Source organism: Kitasatospora sp. CM 4170, assembly GCF_032110285.1.
Taxonomy (GTDB): Bacteria; Actinomycetota; Actinomycetes; order Streptomycetales; family Streptomycetaceae; genus Kitasatospora; species Kitasatospora aburaviensis.
This window is the reverse complement of the sequence record NZ_CP134877.1, coordinates 6,936,195-6,953,168: the sequence shown is the minus strand read 5'-3', so window position 1 is coordinate 6,953,168 and position 16,974 is coordinate 6,936,195. Positions and strand designations below refer to the sequence as shown.

The following is a 16,974-nucleotide window of genomic DNA, read 5'->3' as shown; positions in this document are numbered from 1 at the left end:
TTCCCGGGCCGGGTGTCAGAACGTGAGCTTCCAGCTGTCGATGTAGCCGGTGTCCTGCGACGCGACGTCCTGGACCTTGAGCTGCCAGGTGCCGTTCGCCGGCACCGCCGAGGCGTTGACCGTGTAGGTGGTCTGGACGTTGTCCGCGGAGTCGTTGCCGCTGGAGCCCTTCAGGCGGAAGCTGGTGCCGTTCGGCGCGACCAGGTCGATCACCAGGTCGCCGCGCCAGGTGTGCTTGATGTCGACGCCGACCTGGAGGGCGGCCGGCGCGTTGCCCGTCCGGCCGGTCACCGCGACGGCGGAGGTGACCGCCGCGCCGTTGTCGGGGATCTGCACGTCGGCGGTGTTCTCGAAGACGGTGCCGGAGGGCGGGGTGGTGTCGCCGGCCGACAGGGTCCAGATCGCGTAGGCGATCGCGTCGCTCATGCGGTCCAGCGCGGTGTCGTTGATGTTGGCGCTGGTGTCGCAGGAGGAGTGGTAGCAGCGGTCGAACGCCTGGCCCGCCGTGCCGCCCCACTTCGCCGCCTGAGCGCTGGTCTTGGTGTAGTCGGCGCCGCTGAAGAGGCCGCCGACCCGGATCCCGGCGTTCTGGAACGGGGCGTGGTCGGAGCGGCCGTCGCCCTCGAAGTCCTGCTCGGTGGCGATGCCGAGGCCCGCGAAGTAGTCGCGGAACAGGGCGTCCAGCGCGGAGTCGTAGCGGTAGGTGAAGTAGCCCGGGTTGGGCGAGCCGATCATGTCGAAGTTCAGGTAGGTGTCGATCTTCGAACGGTCGGCGGAGGAGAGGCCGTTGACGTAGTTCTTGGAGCCGACCATGCCGTACTCCTCGGCGCCCCACCACCCGAACCGCAGGTGCTTGGTGGGCTTGAGACCGGCCTGTGAGACGGCCAGCGCGGTCTCCAGCACGCCGGCCGAGCCCGAGCCGTTGTCGTTGATGCCCGGACCGCCGGTGACGGAGTCCAGGTGGGCGCCGGCCATCACCACGTGCGAGGTGTCGCCGCCCGGCCAGTCGGCGATCAGGTTGTAGCCGGTCGAGCCGTTGTAACTGAAGGTCTGCAGCGTGGTGGTGTAGCCCGCCGCGTCCAACTTGCCCTTCACGTAGTCGATCGAGGCCTTGTAGCCGGCGCGCCCGTGGGCGCGGTTGCCGCCGTTGGCGGTGGCTATCGACTGCAGTTGGGCCAGGTGCGCCTTGACGTTGGCGACCGGGATGTCGGGGGCCGCGGCAGCGGCGGTCGCGGTGGTGACCGCGTCGGCAACGGGTGCCGCGGTCGCCGGTCCGGCGACGGCGGCCGGGGTGATCAGGGCGGCGGCGAGGGCGACGACCGCTCCGGTCGACAGGACTGTTCGGCGCAGGCGGGATCGCCGCGGGGCACGCTCGGTCACGGAAGGCTCCGGTTTCTGGTGGGGCAGAACGGAAGCGCGACACTTCGCGGACGGCGTGGGCACTCGGAGGGGCATGGGGGCGAGCGCCCGGTGGAGTCGGGGGCCGGGACGCAAAGTTGACGCGACCATGATGATTGGGCCAACCTGCGGTTCCGTCAAGAGGCCGTGCCGGGGCGGGGACTGCGCCGGCACCGCGCCGGGGCCCGTACGGCCGGTGGCGGGGCCCGCCGGCCGCTGCTACCCGCTACCGCTCGACGGCCGGTTGCTGCTCCGGCGTCCGGGGCAGCACCGCTCGGACGAGGGCGGCTCCGTCGCAGTTGGCGGCGGTGAAGGAGCCGCCCAGTTCCTCGGCCCGCTCGGCCATCGACCGCAGACCGAGCCCCGAGCCGACCGGCCGCCCCTCGCCCTCGCCCCACCCGTCGCCCACGCCCCAGCCCTCCCCGACACCGATCCCGGCACCGACCCCCACGCCGACCCCCGCACCGACCCCCGCGCCGATCCCGGCACCGGCCCCCGCACCCGCCACCGCGCCCACTCCCGCCGGGAACCCCCGCCCGTCGTCGTGGACCTCCACCTCCACCCGGTCCGGCCGGACCCGCAGCGTCAACCGCGCCCGGGAGGCCCCCGAATGGCGCAGCACGTTGTTCAACGCCTCGCCGCTGATCCGCAGCACCGCCACCTCGACGGCCGCCGGCAGCGCGGGCGGCGGCTCCGGGTCGAGGACCAGGGTGAGCCGGACGCGATCCCCGTCCAGCCCGTCGACCAGCCTGCGCAGTGCTCCCGCCAGGCCGCCGCCCGAGAGCGCGGCGGGCGCCAACCCCTCCGTGATCCGGCGCAGTTCGACGATCGCCTGCCCGATGCCGGCCGACACGGCGTGCAGCGAGCGGGCGGCCGGGGAGTCCTCGGGGACGGCGGCGCGTGCGGTGTCGACGCCGAGGCGGAGCCCGGAGAGGGTCGGACCGAGCCCGTCGTGCAGGTCGTGCCGCAGGCGCCGCCGCTCCTCCTCCCGGGCCAGCACGATCTGGCGCCGCCCGGCCTGGAGCTCCTCGTACATCCGCAGCGAGGCGATGGCGGGTGCCGCCTGGTCGGCGAGGAAGCGCAGCACCTCGTGGTCCTGGGCGTCCAGTTCGCGCTGGCCGGCGCGCGGCGGCGCGTGCAGCTCGCCGATCACCGCGCCCTCGTAGCTGAGCGGGAACACCTGGCTGCCGGGGCCGACGGTGCCGACCGAGGCGAGTTCGTGCGGCCCGCCCCGGGTGCGCAGGACGACGCGGGCACCGGGCAGGCCGAGCGCGCCGACCACGGTGTCGCAGAGCAGCGGCGGCGCGTCGGCCGGACTGACGGCTCGGCTGAGCCGTTCGGCCAGGGCCCGCACCACCTGGTAGGGGCGCGCCCGGTCGCCGTAGTAGAACCGGTCGACGGCGCGGACCATCCAGCGGGTGGCCGGGCCGAGCAGCCCGCCGACGGTCAGCGCGCCGGCGGCGAGGAGCTGGGCGCCCGCGGTGCCGGCGTTCGGCAGGGCGCGGCGCAGCAGCAGGGCGATGCCGAGGTAGCCGGCGATCAGCAGCGCGACCAGGGCGAGGACGCTGAGCATCCGGCGGGTGGCGCGGTCCAGGTAGCGGGAGCGGTCGCGGGCGAAGGCGTAGCCGACCGCGCCGAGCATCCAGAGCGCCGATCCGGTGAAGTAGGCCGCGGCGGCGAAGCTCTCCGTACTGCCGAGCCGGAGGGCGAGGTTGGTGGTGATCAGCCAGACCAGGTAGGGGACCAGGACCACCGTGACCGTGCGGCGCGACCGGGGCGAGCGGCGCCACCGGACGGCGGCCACCGTGAGGTTGACGGCCACGAGCGTCCAGGAGACCAGGGTGGCCGGCCACTCGCCCAGCGGCAGCCCCTCGCCCCTCGGCACCAGGACGTCGCCGACGTAGGGCAGCGGCACGCCGAGCCGCACCACGCAGGCGTGGCAGGCGCTCCACACCACCAGCGCCGCGAGGTAGACCCGGCCGGGCCTGCCGCCGGGCAGCCTGCCCTCGGGCAGCCAGAGCGGCAGGGCGATGGACAGGAAGACGAAGAGGGTGACGGAGGCGAGGAGCAGCGCCGCGCCGACCACCTGCACGGCCTCGCCGGCCCCGACCGCGGCGCCGGCGAAGAGGACGAAGCGGGAGAGGCAGCCGCCGAAGCCGGCGGCGAGCATCGCCACACCGAGGCTGCGGCCGGTCCGGCTCCGCGAGGGCGGGGCGGCCGGCCCGCGGTCGGCCGGAGCCCCGCCCCCCGGTGCGGCGCCGGGTACGCCGGTGGCACCTGGCGCGCCAGTGGCGCCCGGTGCGTAAGCGGTGCCCGGTGTGTCACTGGCGCCCAGCCGGTAAGCGGGGCCCGGCGCGTCGGTGGCCTCGGCCCCGGGTGCGTCGGCGGGCCCGGCGCGGTGGGCGAGGATCAGCACGCCCGAGAGCGCGAAGCCGAAGCCGAGCAGCACCGTCTGGCCGTCGTGCAGCAGGAACGGCTCCGCCCAGGCCTCGTCCTGGTGGATCAGGGCGAGCAGCACCCAGCCGAGGCCGGAGAGCAGCGTGAATCCGCAGACCCAGTACGCCCGGGTCAGGTCGGGCGGTCGGGTCCCGGCAGCCGCCGCCGGTTCGGTCATCTGGGCCTCCTCCCCCGTATCCTCGGCGTTCTGCGGTCCCGGGCACGCGGGGCGGCGGTCCGGTTCCGGCCCCGGCCCGGGCGACCGGCCCGGCCCGGGCGACCGCACCGGCTGCACGCGGTCCCGCGCCGGCACGGCCGCGGCCCGCGCCGACCCGGCACCCCGCCCGGCGTCCGCGTCCGCGGGTGCCGCCGTGCGCGCCCCGCCGGCGTCAGCCGTCACCGAGCCCCATGTCGCGGGCCCGGGCGACCGCCTCGGCACGGGTCGCGACGTGCAGCTTCTCGAAGATGTGGGTGACGTGGTTGCGGACCGTCTTCTCCGCCACCACCAGCTCGCGGGCGATCCGCCGGTTGTCCAGCCCCCGCGCCACCAGGTCCAGCACCTCCGCCTCGCGCGCGGTCAGCGCCGGGAACAGCTGCCCGGCCTCGCGCAGCCGCGCGCCGGCGAGCAGCTCGGTGATCCGGCCGGCCACGTCCGCGCCGAACACCGCCCCGCCCGCCGCCACCGTGCGCACCGCGTGCAGCACCTCCTCCCGGCCGGCGCCCTTGACCAGGTAGCCGCGCGCACCCGCCTGGAGTGCGGCCAGCAGGCTGCCGTCGTCGTCGGCCATGGTCAGCATCAGCACCGGCGGGGACGGCTGCTGCTCGGCGAGGCGGCGGGCCGCCTCCAGCCCGGAGCCGTCCGGCAGCGAGAGGTCCATGACCACCACGTCGGGGCCGGACCGGGCGACCGCATCCGGCACGTCCCCGGCGCGCTCGGCCTCCGCCACCACGGCGATGCCCTCGGCGCTCTCCAGGGCGGCCCGCAAGCCCTCCCGGAACAGCGGGTGGTCGTCGACGATCAGTACACGGACGGGGAGGCCGCCCCGCGGTTCTTCATCCACCCGGCCGACACTACCAGCGACACGCCAGTGACTTTCCGTGACATGCGCGCAGTGCGCGATCCGACCCGGCCACCGACCCGGTGCGGGCCCGGTGCCGGCCCGACCGCCCGGGGACGGTACCGCCGCCACCGGCCGGACGAGACCGCTGCCTCATGCGCCCGGGACGGTGGGCCGCCCAGACTGGTGACCGGCGCGCGGCGAACGGCCGTCGGCGGGCCACACCCGAACCGTTGCAAGGGGTGCCATGACCACGGTGACCACTCCCCGGCGCGGAGCCTCCGCCCGACCCCGGCGGGGACTGCCCGCCGGGCTCCGACGAACGGCCCCGCGCACCCGTGCCGAACGCCGGCTGACGGCCGCCGCCGCCGTCGCGTGCCTCTGCCTGGCCCTCGCCACCCTGTGGAGCTGCTACGTCCTCGCCCACCTCGGCGATCCCCGGGTCGTCGCGCCCCGGGACCAGTTGGCCGTCCTGGCCTACGCGCTGCCCACCGCCGGGGCCGGAATGATGCTGCACGCGCACCGGCCCGGCAGTCCACTCGGTTGGGTGATGCTGTTCTACGGCCTCGCCGTGATCCTGCCCAAGGCGGTGGCCGCCCCGGTGACCGTCGAGGTCACCGATCCCGCCGTCGTGGGCACCGCGGTCGCGCTCAAGGCGGTCTGCGACACCGCCCGGGAGACGCTGTTCTTCGTCCTGCCGCTCCTGCTCCCCTCCGGCCGGCTCACCGACCGCCGGTGGTGGATCTACATCGGGGCGGTCGCGCTCTGGCAGGTGCCGGTGTACACGTCGTACCTGGGCGAGAGCCGGCTGTTCGGCAGGGACAACCCGCTGGCGGACACCCCTCCCGGCCGGTTCCTGATGACGCTCTACGAGCGGGTGGGCGTCCACGACGACAAGGTCTTCTACCTCCTGGTCGGCATCGCGGCGGCGGTGCTGCTGAGCCGCCTGGTGCGCGCCGCCCCCGCGAACCGCCGCTACCTCGGGCTCATGCTGGCCGCCTACCTGCTGTGGGCGGGGGCCCAGGACGCCTACAGCCGGTTCCAGACCGACAACTACTGGCTCTTCTACGGGATCTTCACCGCGGCCGGCCTGGTCTGGGCCGTCGCCATCGCCTACCTGGTCGTCAGGAACGGCGGCTGGCGGCTCGACCGGGCGGCCCGGCGGATCCTCAGCGGACTGCTGCTCGCCACCGGGCTGACCACCCTGTTCGTGGTCTTCGCCGCCGTGCTGTCGAGCTGGCTGGTACCCGGGCGCGGCGCGGCCGCCCTGCTGCTGATCGCCCTGGTCTTCGTCCTGGGCTCCGGCCTGCCACGCGCCGCGCGGTGGGCCGTCGAGCTGGTCGACCGGCTGTACTACGGCGAACGCGCCCAGCCCTACCAGGTGCTGCGGACGCTGGCCGAGCAGGTCCGGCAGGTGGTCGACCCGGAGCAGTTGCCGGCCGCGCTCTGTGCGACGGTCGCGGAGGAGTTGCGGCTGCCGTGGGTCGCCCTGACCGTCAGCACCCGGGCCGGGCTCCGCCCGCTGGCGGCCGTCGGATCGCCGGGCGACGGCTCCCGGAGCTCCTTCGCCCTGGTCCACCACGGCAGCACCATCGGGCAGCTGACCGTCGGCCTGCGCGAGGGCGAGGAGCAGCTGGACGCGACCGACACCGACATCCTCCGGACGCTGGCCGACCAGGCCTCGCCCGCCGTCGCGTCGCTGCGCCTGCAGAAGGACCTGCAGGCCGGCCGGGAGCAGATCGTCGCGGCCCGGGAGGAGGAGCGCCGGCGGCTGCGGCGGGACATCCACGACGGCCTCGGGCCCGCGCTCGCCGGGCTGCGGCTGCGGGTGGACAACGCCGGGGCCGCCGTCTCCACCGAGGCCCCGCTCGCGGGCACCCTGCGCGGCATCTCGGCGGACCTGGCGATGGCCATCAAGGAGGTCCGGCGGATCACCGACCGCCTCGGGCCGGCGCCGCTGAGCGAGGTCGGGCTCGGCCGCGCGGTGCGGCAGCTGGCCGCCACGTTCGGCGGCACGGGGCTGGCCGTCACCACGGAGCTCGCCCCCGAACCGCTGCCGGAGCTGCCGGCCGCGGTCGAGGTGGCCGTCTACCGGATCACGGCGGAGGCGCTGAACAACGTGCTGAAGCACGCCCGGGCCACGTCGGTCCGGGTCGGGCTCCGGGTGGACGAGGAGGTGCTGACGCTGACCGTCCGGGACGACGGGATCGGGTTCCCGGGCCCGTCGGCGCCGGGCCCGCACGGCGGCGCACTCCCGGACGGCGGCTCCCCGACCGGTGGTGGCTCCCCGGACGGCGGCCCCCGGACCGGCGGCGGGGTCGGGCTGCAGTCGATGGCGGACCGGGCCGCCGAGATCGGTGGCAGCTGCACCGTCGGCGCGCTGGAGCGCGGGACGCAGGTCCTCGCGGTGCTCCCCCGCTACCCCTCGCGGGCCCAGGACCCGGCGCGGGTCTGAGGCCCGGCGGCCCGCGTCCGTCCGGGCCTCCTTCCGTCCGTTGCGCCACGCAGGCGCGGTCCGCCCCCGGCACCTGGGTGGTGCCGGGGGCGGACGTCGTCGGGGGGAGGGTGGTCAGTGGCAGGGCGGCGGCTCTCCGTTGTCGCACCGTTGGGTGTCTCCCCCGCCCGGCTTCTTCCGCTCGGCCGGGCCGGTGAGTGAGGAGGTGCCGGAGGGGGTGCCGGACCCCGCCGCGCTGATCGCGTCGGCGATGGCGCACTTCACGGCGATGCCGGCGGTGGTGAGGCCGGCCAGCAGGGTCGCCAGACGGAGCGCCTTGGTGGCTGTGCTGGTACTCATGGGATTGCTCCAGATCTTTCGAGTGGTCGAGCGATCGGCCGCTCTTCCCTCACCATGCGCGGGGGCCCGCCCCGGGCACATGGGGCCGCCGTCCCGTTCCGGTCCCATCGCGGGGCGTGGCCGGCCCGGAGCCGCGATCGCGACGGCGGGGGCGCCGGGCCGGTGACGTGCCGACACGGACGAAGCCCGCCCCGGCGGTGGCGCCGGGGCGGGCAGGACGGTGGGATCCGGTCGGTCGGGGCGGTCGTCCGGCCGGGCGGCCGGACGACCGGGCGGGCGGACGCCTCACGGGCGGGTCCGTCGTTCGGCACGGCGGCGGGCCAGGACCTGCCCGGTCGCGCCGGCGCGGCGGGGTGCGGCGAGGGTGAGGCAGAGGAGCTCGGCGCCCAGCGGCCCGGCCTCCAGCCGGACCGGGGTCGACCGGCGGGCCAGCAGCAGGTCGCCGTCGGCCGCGAGGTGGACCGGCTCGTCGGCCGTGCGGCCCACGAGGAGCGAGCCGCGCAGCACGTGGAGAACGGTCTCGCTCTCGGCCTCCCCGGGCAGCGCGTGACGGGCGCCGGGGCTGAGCCGCAGGTGGTCGAAGGACTCGCAGGCGGCCGTCATCAGTGAGCGGCGCGCCAGGCAGCGCAGACGCACCCGCTCACCGTGCGGACCGAGGATGACGGCGGCAGCGGACGAGGCAGGGGTGACGATCACCTCGACTCGCCTCCTTTCCGGCGTTCGGAGCTCTCCGGGTCGTTCGTGGCCGGGCCGTCGGCGGCCGGACCGTTCGTGACCTGACCGTTCGCGGCCGGGCCGTCCGTGCGTCCCGGGACATCGGGCACGCCGGGGACATCGGGCGCGCCGGGGGCGGCCGGCCCGGTGGGGCCCTCACCGCCCGAGGGCTCGGTGCCCGCGGTGCTCTCCGCGCGGGGTGGACTCGGCCGGCCGGCGGCGGGCCGGGGTCCGGCCGGTCGGCCGGCCACCGCGAGGATCGCGTGGAAGTACTCCAGCCCGGCCGTACCGGCGGTCAGGACCGTCCGCTCGCCGAGGGTCAGCGTCAGCGCGGTGCCCTCGACCAGCGGCACCCCGGCATCGGGAGCCGCCTGCGCCGGGTCGTCGTCCGGGACGGTGGCGGTGCCCGCACCGGCGGTGACGTAGAGCGCGTGCTCGACGCCTTCCGCGGTGACCTCGGTACTGCGGCCCGGGTCGAGCCACTGCAGTCCGACCGCACGCAGCGGGCCGCTCAGCACCCGGCTCGGGTCGACGGCTCCGCGTCGGCGGAGGTCGGTGATGACGGTGCCCGTCATGACGGGACTCCTTCTGGTCTCCGGCGGACCGTGCTGGTCCGTCCTCGTCCTCCACGGTCCGGCGCCCGCCGTCCCGGCCGCACGGGGACCGGGTCCTGTCCTGTTCCCGCGGCGTTCCCGCCCTTCGCCCGTGCCGTCCCGGGGCCTCCTGCCGGGTGTCCGCACCGGCGGCGAAGTCCGGTCACACGACCGCGGGCTGGGGTTCCGCGACGGGGCGACGGGTGTGCGGCAGGCCCGCCGGGTGCCGTCCGCCGACGGCGGCCCGGAGCACCCCGGCGTCCACCGGGGTGAGCAGCCGGCCCCGGACGCAGTGCGGGTACCCGAGGTCGGCGAGCAGCAACAGACCGGGCCGCGCGGCGACGGCGAGGGCCTCGGCCAGGACGCCGGCGCCCACCTCGTCCGAGAAGGCGCTCCCGGCGGAGAAGGCACCGGCCGCCGCGGTCGCCCCGGACACCGTGCCCGCCGCGGCGAGGGTGACCGCCGCCCCGGGGTCGGCGCCGCCCGGCAGGGTGGTCGTCGAGCCGTTGCGGGCGAGCAGTTCGCGGTGCGCCCATGCCGCGGAACCGTCGAGCAGGCCCAGGTGGACGGCGATCTCGGCGGCGAGGAGGAGCCCCAGGGCCTCGGCGTCCCCCGGATCGGGCATCGCGCGGCCGGCGCCGTCGGCGGCCGCGCGGACCGCCTCGCCGAGGCGCCTGCCGTAGCCGAGCGCGAGGGCGGGGCCGGTCTCGAACGGGTCGAAGCCGACCAGCGCGGCCCGGGCGTCCGCGCACAGGGCGAGGCAGGCGGCCAGGGCGTGCGGCGTGTACCGGGCGTCCGGGCGCAGGACCCCGGCCAGCGCGTCGTACTGGGCCGGACAGACGGCCAGCACGTGGCGGATCACGGTCACCATGCCCGCGCGCGTCTCGGCGGCGGGACGGGCGGCCAGCAGGTCGCTGCGGACCCAGACCAGGGCGGGCGCGGTGCGGGCGGGCAGGCTGCGCGCCTCGGGAGGCGGGCGCAGCAGTGCGAGTGCGGGGCCGCAGGCGGCGGCGAGGGTGGTCGGCAGCCGGACGTCGGCCGCGACCCGGCAGGCCCGCTCGCCGCCGACGGCGATCACGACCGTGCGGCCCTCCGGCTCCGCGGCGTCGGACGAGCCCCCGGGGTCGGAGGGCCCGGCGATCGAGGGCGGGAGTACCGGGGCCTCGTCGGGTCGGAGGAGGCCGGTGCACGGCGCCAGGGCGGCCGCGAGGGCGTGGATCCGGGCGACGTACTCGGCGGGTGCGGCGCCGTCGCCGACCAGCACGAACCGGTCGGCCCGGAACGCGGCGAGCCGGTCGGCGAATTCCGTCCAGGACGACTCGCCGCACCGCACGGCCAGCGGGAAGTTCGCGGGGCCGGCCTGAAGCCGGCGGTCGAAGGCGGCACCGGGGTGCATCGTGGTCCTCCTGCGGGTTGTGCTCCGACCACGACGGTGCGCCGCCCGACGCCCCGGGCACCTGAGCCGCCGTTCCCCTTCCGGCCGGTCGCGGCGGCCCGGGTGGATCCGGGCCGGTCCCGGTCCGTCCCGTCCCTTCCCGGGCCGCCCGGCCCCTCGCGGGACACGCCCCGGCCCGGTCCCCCGTCCACCCGGTCCCCCGTCCACCCGGGCCCTGTCCACCCGGGCCCCCTCCCGCCCCCGCCGCCGCCGAGCGGGCGACGTACGGTGGAATTCGGAGGCCGCGCCATGCACGTCACCGGTACCCACTTCACCGACCGCACCGATGCGGGCCGCCGCCTGGCTGCCCACCTGGGCCACCTGCGCACCCCCGAGACCGTCGTCGTCGCCCTCCCCCGCGGCGGCGTCCCGGTGGCCGCCGAGGTGGCCGACGCCCTCGGCGCCCCGCTGGACATCTGCGTGATCCGCAAGCTCGGCGTGCCCTACCAGCCCGAGCTGGGCATGGGCGCGATCGGCGAGGACGGCATCCGCGTCCTCAACGACCAGGTGATGCGCGTCGCCGGCGTCACGGACGAACAGCTCGCCCACGTCGAGCGGCTCGAACGCGCCGAGCTGGAACGCCGGGCCCGCCGCTACCGGGGCGACCGTGCGCCCGCCGACCTGCGCGGGAGCACGGTCGTCGTGGTGGACGACGGGATCGCCACCGGCTCCACCGCCCGCGCGGCCTGCCGGATCGTCCGGGCCAGGGGCGCGGCCCGGGTCGTACTGGCCGTCCCGGTGGCGCCCCGCGACTGGGTCGACCGGCTGGCCGACGTCGCGGACGAGCTGATCTGCGTCGGGACGCCGTCGCCCTTCTTCGCGATCGGCGAGTTCTACGGCGACTTCTCGCAGACCACGGACGAGGAGGTGCTGCGGCTGCTGGCCGAGGCACGCGGCGAACGGTCGCGGGCCCCGGCCGCGGTGGACCACGAGCTGACCGTGCCCGCCGCCGGGGTCCGGCTGGCCGGCCGGCTGACCGTGCCGGTGCACGCGCTCGGCGCGGTGGTGTTCGCGCACGGCAGCGGCAGCGGCCGGCACAGCCCGCGCAACCGCTTCGTCGCCGCCTACCTGAACCGGGCGGGCCTGGCGACGCTGCTGTTCGACCTGCTCACCGAGGACGAGGAGCCGGACCGGCGCAACGTGTTCGACGTGGAGCTGCTCGGCTCCCGCCTGACCGAGGTGAGCCGGCGGCTGCCCGACCTGGACGAGGCGGCCCGGAGCCTGCCGATCGGGCTGTTCGGCGCCAGCACCGGCGCGGCCGCGGCCCTGTGGACGGCGGCCCGGCTGGGCGACGGGGTGCGCGCCGTGGTGTCCCGGGGCGGGCGGCCGGACCTCGCCGGGCCGGCCCGGCTGGCCGCCGTCGCCGCGCCGACGCTGCTGATCGTCGGCGGCCGCGACAGCACGGTGATCGACCTGAACCGACAGGCGCGCGCCCGGCTGCACTGCGAGAGTGAGCTGGCGGTGGTGCCGCACGCGGGCCACCTGTTCGAGGAGCCGGGGACGCTGGACCAGGTCTCCGAGCTGGCCCGCGACTGGTTCCTGCACCACCTCCCGGAGGGGCGGCAGGAGCCCGGCCCCGAGGGACGCCGGGGCCCCGGACCCGACGGAGGGCAGCCGTCCGGTTCCTGAGGTCGGCGGCCGACAGCACCGGCGGGAGCACAGGGATCGGAGGGATGGCAAGGATCTCGGGAATCCCTCGTTCGACAGCACATATTGCGCAGCCGGACCGGGGATTTCCTGACCAGCTTGTACACATTGAACAGTGAAATCCCGACCTGTTGCCCAACCACTCCGACAGGAGCAAGCTCTCCGCTCAGCCGCACCGCCCACCCCTGCGGCGTGGCCCGCCTCAAGCGGATGCCTCGAAGCGGATGCCTCGAAAGCCGAGGCCTCATTGTGGAGGAACGACCGATGACCCCGCAGACCCACGCTCTTGAGCTGACCCCCGAGGAGCGCGAGGCCGGTCTCGACGCCGAGCAGCTGCGCCGCCTCGTCGGCCTCGTCGAGCACGACCCCGCCACGGACCCGTTCCCCGTCATCGCGCAGGACGCCGTGATCTTCGTGGTGGGCAACGCCACCCAGACGGCCCAGTTCTACCAGGTCGTCTTCGGCATGGAGCTGGTCGCCTACTCCGGCCCGGAGACCGGCCGCCGCGACCGCAAGGCGTACGTCCTGCGCTCGGGCTCGTGCCGCTTCGTCGTCAAGGGCGGTGTCTCCCCCGACAGCCCGCTGCTCGACCACCACCGCCGCCACGGCGACGGCGTCGTCGACCTGGCGCTGGAGGTGCCGGACGTCGACAAGTGCATCGCGCACGCCCGCGCCCAGGGCGCCGTGGTACTGGAGGAGCCGAACGACGTCTCCGACGAGCACGGCACCGTGCGCCGCGCCGCGATCGCCACCTACGGCGAGACCCGGCACACCCTGATCGACCGCTCCCGCTACCACGGCCCCTACCTGCCGGGCTTCGTGGCCGCCGAGACCAGGGTGACCCGCCCGGCCGGGCACCCGAAGCGGCTGTTCCAGGCCCTCGACCACGCCGTCGGCAACGTCGAGCTCGGCAAGATGGACGAGTGGGTCGGCTTCTACAACCGCGTGATGGGCTTCGTGAACATGGCGGAGTTCGTCGGCGACGACATCGCCACCGAGTACTCGGCGCTGATGTCCAAGGTGGTCGCCAGCGGCAACCACCGGGTGAAGTTCCCGCTCAACGAGCCGGCCATCGCCAAGAAGAAGTCCCAGATCGACGAGTACCTGGAGTTCTACGGCGGCCCGGGCTGCCAGCACCTGGCACTCGCCACCAACGACATCCTCAGCACCGTCGACGTCCTGCGCGCCAACGGCGTGGAGTTCCTCTCCACCCCGGACTCGTACTACGACGACCCGGAGCTGCGCGCCCGGATCGGCAAGGTCCGCGTCGAGGTCGAGGAGCTGAAGAAGCGCGGCATCCTGGTCGACCGGGACGAGGACGGCTACCTGCTGCAGATCTTCACCAAGCCGCAGGGCGACCGCCCGACCGTCTTCTTCGAGTTCATCGAGCGGCATGGCTCGCTCGGCTTCGGGAAGGGCAACTTCAAGGCGCTCTTCGAATCCCTGGAGCGCGAGCAGGACCGCCGCGGGAACCTCTGATCACCACCCCTGATCAGGGCGAATCGGCGAACGGGCCAGGAGGAGCAGGACGATGGCGTACTACCGGCAGCTGGGCAGCATCCCGCCCAAGCGGCACACCCAGCACCGCACACCCGAAGGCGGGCTGTACTACGAGGAGTTGATGGGCGAGGAGGGGTTCTCCTCGGACTCCTCGCTGCTCTACCACCGGGGCATCCCCTCGGCCGTGGTGAACGCGGTGCCGTGGGAGCTGCCGGACCAGTCCCTCGTGCCGAACCACCCCCTGCTCCCCCGCCACCTCAAGCTGCACGAGCTGTTCGCGGGCCAGGAGTGGAAGTCCGCGGACGTGGTCGGCAGCCGCCGGCTGGTCCTCGGCAACGGCGACGTGCGGATCTCGTACGTCGCCGCCGGGGCCCCGAGCGAGCTGTACCGCAACGGGCTCGGCGACGAGTGCGTGTACGTGGAGTCCGGCTCGGGCACGGTCGAGACGGTCTTCGGCTCGCTGGAGGTCGGCCGGGGCGACTACGTGATCATCCCCCGGGCGACCACCCACCGCTGGGTGCCGACCGGCGACGAGCCGCTGCGCGCCTACTGCATCGAGGCGAACAGCCACATCACCCCGGTCAAGCGGTTCCTCTCCAAGTACGGCCAGCTGCTGGAGCACGCGCCGTACTGCGAGCGGGACCTGCGCGGCCCGGTCGGCCCGCTGCTGGTGGACGACGCCGGCGACGTCGACGTCCTGGTCAAGCACCGCGGCCCGAACGGGATCGCGGGCACCCGGTACACCGTGCCGCACCACCCGTTCGACGTGGTCGGCTGGGACGGCTGCCTCTACCCGTACGCCTTCAACATCAGCGACTACGAGCCGATCACCGGCCGGATCCACCAGCCGCCGCCCGCGCACCAGGTGTTCGAGGGCAACGGCTTCGTGATCTGCAACTTCGTACCGCGCAAGGTGGACTACCACCCGCTGTCGATCCCCGTCCCGTACTACCACTCCAACGTGGACAGCGACGAGGTCATGTTCTACTGCGGCGGCGACTACGCGGCCCGCAAGGGCTCGGGCATCGCCCAGGGCTCGATCTCCCTGCACCCGGGCGGCCACACCCACGGCCCGCAGCCGGGCGCGTACGAGCGCAGCATCGGCGCGGAGTTCTTCGACGAGCTGGCCGTGATGGTGGACACCTTCCGCCCGCTGGAGCTGGGCGAGGGCGGCCGGGCCAGCGAGGACGGGAACTACGCCTGGACCTGGGCGGGTCGGGGGCCGGGCCGGTGAGCACGATCCCCCCGCTCTTCCAGGACCTCTTCGACGACGCGGCGGTGTTCCCGCCGGGGAACCTGCCGGTCGCCGAGGCGGTACCGGCCCACCGCGCGCACCGCTCCGCGTGGTACGCCGAGGCGGTCGGCCCGCTCCTGTGCGGGGCGGGCCGGCTGGACGAACTGGCCGCGGCGGCCGAGGCCGCCACGGCGGCCGGCGGCGCACCGGTCCTCCGGGTCGGGCTCGTACTGCCGGGGGGCAGTGCCGAGCTCGGCCCGGCCCTGGCCGCCGCCGCGCCGTTCGAGGTGGCCGGCGTCGAACTGGCCACCCGGGACGCCCGCGAGGCGGTCGCCGCGCTCGACCTGCTGCTCCCGACCCACATCCCCGCCGCCGTCGAACTGCCGCGCGAACTCCTGCGCGGCGACGGCCTGGACGAGGTCCTGGACGTGCTGGTCGACAGCCCCTACCGGGCGAAGTTCCGCACCGGCGGCGTGGTCGCCGACGCCTTCCCGGACGAGGACGAGCTGGCCGGCTTCCTCACCGGCTGCGCGCAGCGCGGCCTGCCCTACAAGTGCACCGCCGGCCTGCACCACGCCGTCCGGCACACCGATCCGGCCACCGGCTTCGAGCACCACGGCTTCCTGAACGTGCTGCTGGCCGCCCGGGAGACCGACCGCGCGGCCGCCGCCGAGCTGCTGGCGGAGCGCTCGGGCGACGTCCTGGCCAAGGCGGTCCGCGAGTTGACCGAGCACCACGTTACGGTGATCCGGAACTCGTTCACCGCGTTCGGCACCTGCAGCATCGCCGAGCCGCTGGCGGACCTGGTCGCGCTCGACCTGGTGTCGCCCGGGACCGGCCCCAGCCCCACGCCCCAGGAGGACCGTTGACCACCCCCCGCAGCTGGCTCGCCGGCGCCGACGACTCGCCGTTCGGCGTGCACAACCTGCCGTACGGCGTCTTCACCGCCGCCGACCGGCCCGGCGTGCGGCGGATCGGCGTCCGGATCGGGGAGTCCGTCCTCGACGCCGGCGCCGCCGCCCGGGCGGTCGGCGAGCCGTCGGTCCTGCTGGACGCGGACACCCTCAACCCGCTGCTGGCCGCCGGGCGTCCGGTCTGGACCGAGGTCCGCGCCGCGCTCACCCGCTGGCTCACCGACGAGTCCCACCGGGCCGCGCTCTCGCCGCTGCTGCTGCCGGTGGCCGAGGTGGAGCTGCACCTGCCGTTCGAGGTCGCCGACTACGTCGACTTCTACGCGTCCGAGCACCACGCGAGCAACCTGGGCCGGATCTTCCGCCCCGGCTCGGAGCCGCTCACCCCCAACTGGAAGCACCTGCCGATCGGTTACCACGGCCGGGCCGGCACGGTCGTCGTCTCCGGCACCCCGGTGGTCCGCCCGCAGGGCCAGCGCAAGGCGCCCGCGGACGCCGTGCCCTCGTTCGGCCCGACCCGCCGGCTCGACATCGAGGCGGAGGTCGGCTTCGTGGTCGGAGCCCCGTCCGCCCTCGGCACGCCCGTCACGCTGGACCGCTTCCGCGAGCACGTCTTCGGCGTCTGCCTGGTCAACGACTGGTCCGCGCGCGACATCCAGGCCTGGGAGTACGTGCCGCTGGGCCCGTTCCTGGGCAAGTCCTTCGCCACCTCCGTCTCGCCGTGGATCGTGCCGCTGGACGCGCTGGAGCAGGCCCGGGTCACCCCGCCGGCCCGCGACGTCGAGCCGCTGCCGTACCTCGACGACCGCGGCGGCGAACCGTGGGGCCTGGACCTCGCCCTGGAGGTCCGCCTCAACGGGCACGCGATCTCCCGCCCGCCGTTCGCCTCGATGTACTGGACGGCCGCGCAGCAGCTCACCCACATGACGGTCAACGGCGCCTCGCTGCGCACCGGGGACCTCTTCGCCTCGGGCACCGTCAGCGGCCCCGAGCCGGAGACCCGCGGCGCGCTGATCGAGCTGACCTGGAACGGCGAGGAGCCGCTCAAGCTCCCGGACGGCACCACCCGCACCTTCCTGGAGGACGGCGACGAGGTGACCATCACCGCGACGGCCCCGGGCCCCGACGGCACGGTGGTCGGCTTCGGCGAGGTCACCGGCCGGGTCACGCCGTAACGGCCCGCGCCGGCCCGCGCCGGGCCCGCGCCGGTTCCAGCCAGTGGAACCGGCGCGGGCCCGGCGCGGTGCTGCTAGT

At 75.4% G+C, this 16,974-nt stretch carries 13 protein-coding genes; 6 read left to right on the top strand and 7 right to left on the bottom strand.

Features of this window, described 5'->3' with window-relative positions; all coding sequences use genetic code 11:
- Window positions 1-15: 15 nt before the first annotated feature.
- The 3 genes from RMN57_RS29325 to RMN57_RS29315 all read right to left on the bottom strand — a co-directional run bounded on the left by RMN57_RS29325 (window position 16) and on the right by RMN57_RS29315 (window position 4,895).
- Window positions 16-1,335: a M28 family metallopeptidase gene (locus RMN57_RS29325; protein ID WP_313768009.1), complete on the bottom strand. Its 1,320-nt coding sequence runs from the start codon at window positions 1,333-1,335 to the stop codon at window positions 16-18.
- 289 nt (window positions 1,336-1,624) lie between these two features.
- On the bottom strand, window positions 1,625-4,012 hold the full coding sequence (locus RMN57_RS29320; protein ID WP_313766289.1) for a histidine kinase: 2,388 nt from the start codon (window positions 4,010-4,012) through the stop codon (window positions 1,625-1,627).
- A gap of 211 nt (window positions 4,013-4,223) precedes the next feature.
- Window positions 4,224-4,895: a response regulator transcription factor gene (locus RMN57_RS29315; protein WP_313766288.1), complete on the bottom strand. Its 672-nt coding sequence runs from the start codon at window positions 4,893-4,895 to the stop codon at window positions 4,224-4,226.
- 244 nt (window positions 4,896-5,139) lie between these two features.
- On the opposite strand from RMN57_RS29315, the gene RMN57_RS29310 reads away from it, so the two are divergent.
- Window positions 5,140-7,347 (top strand): ATP-binding protein, encoded by a 2,208-nt coding sequence (locus tag RMN57_RS29310; protein ID WP_313766287.1) that lies wholly within the window; start codon window positions 5,140-5,142, stop codon window positions 7,345-7,347.
- 114 nt (window positions 7,348-7,461) lie between these two features.
- Here the strand turns inward: RMN57_RS29310 and RMN57_RS29305 are convergent, their stop codons facing one another.
- From RMN57_RS29305 to RMN57_RS29290, 4 genes are all read right to left on the bottom strand, one after another.
- Entirely contained in the window at window positions 7,462-7,686 is a 225-nt protein-coding gene (locus RMN57_RS29305; protein WP_313766286.1) for a hypothetical protein, read from the bottom strand.
- Between the two features lie 285 nt (window positions 7,687-7,971).
- On the bottom strand, window positions 7,972-8,382 hold the full coding sequence (locus tag RMN57_RS29300; RefSeq protein WP_313766285.1) for a hypothetical protein: 411 nt from the start codon (window positions 8,380-8,382) through the stop codon (window positions 7,972-7,974).
- Window positions 8,379-8,975, bottom strand: coding sequence for a hypothetical protein (locus RMN57_RS29295; protein WP_313766284.1), 597 nt, complete (start codon window positions 8,973-8,975; stop codon window positions 8,379-8,381). Before RMN57_RS29295 ends, RMN57_RS29300 begins: the two co-directional genes overlap by 4 nt.
- Before the next feature lie 181 nt (window positions 8,976-9,156).
- Window positions 9,157-10,389, bottom strand: a complete 1,233-nt coding sequence (locus tag RMN57_RS29290; RefSeq protein WP_313766283.1) for a hypothetical protein — start codon at window positions 10,387-10,389, stop codon at window positions 9,157-9,159.
- 288 nt (window positions 10,390-10,677) lie between these two features.
- On the opposite strand from RMN57_RS29290, the gene RMN57_RS29285 reads away from it, so the two are divergent.
- The 5 genes from RMN57_RS29285 (at window position 10,678) to fahA (ending at window position 16,895) form a co-directional block, all read left to right on the top strand.
- Window positions 10,678-12,057 (top strand): phosphoribosyltransferase family protein, encoded by a 1,380-nt coding sequence (locus tag RMN57_RS29285; protein ID WP_313766282.1) that lies wholly within the window; start codon window positions 10,678-10,680, stop codon window positions 12,055-12,057.
- Between the two features lie 282 nt (window positions 12,058-12,339).
- On the top strand, window positions 12,340-13,554 hold the full coding sequence (hppD, locus tag RMN57_RS29280; protein ID WP_313766281.1) for a 4-hydroxyphenylpyruvate dioxygenase: 1,215 nt from the start codon (window positions 12,340-12,342) through the stop codon (window positions 13,552-13,554).
- 52 nt (window positions 13,555-13,606) lie between these two features.
- Window positions 13,607-14,809, top strand: coding sequence for a cupin domain-containing protein (locus RMN57_RS29275; protein WP_313766280.1), 1,203 nt, complete (start codon window positions 13,607-13,609; stop codon window positions 14,807-14,809).
- Window positions 14,806-15,678, top strand: a complete 873-nt coding sequence (locus RMN57_RS29270; RefSeq protein WP_313766279.1) for a hypothetical protein — start codon at window positions 14,806-14,808, stop codon at window positions 15,676-15,678. The genes RMN57_RS29275 and RMN57_RS29270 overlap by 4 nt, the downstream gene beginning before the upstream one ends.
- Complete coding sequence (fahA, locus tag RMN57_RS29265) at window positions 15,675-16,895, top strand: fumarylacetoacetase (RefSeq protein WP_313766278.1); 1,221 nt, start codon at window positions 15,675-15,677, stop codon at window positions 16,893-16,895. Before RMN57_RS29270 ends, fahA begins: the two co-directional genes overlap by 4 nt.
- Window positions 16,896-16,974: the final 79 nt, after the last annotated feature.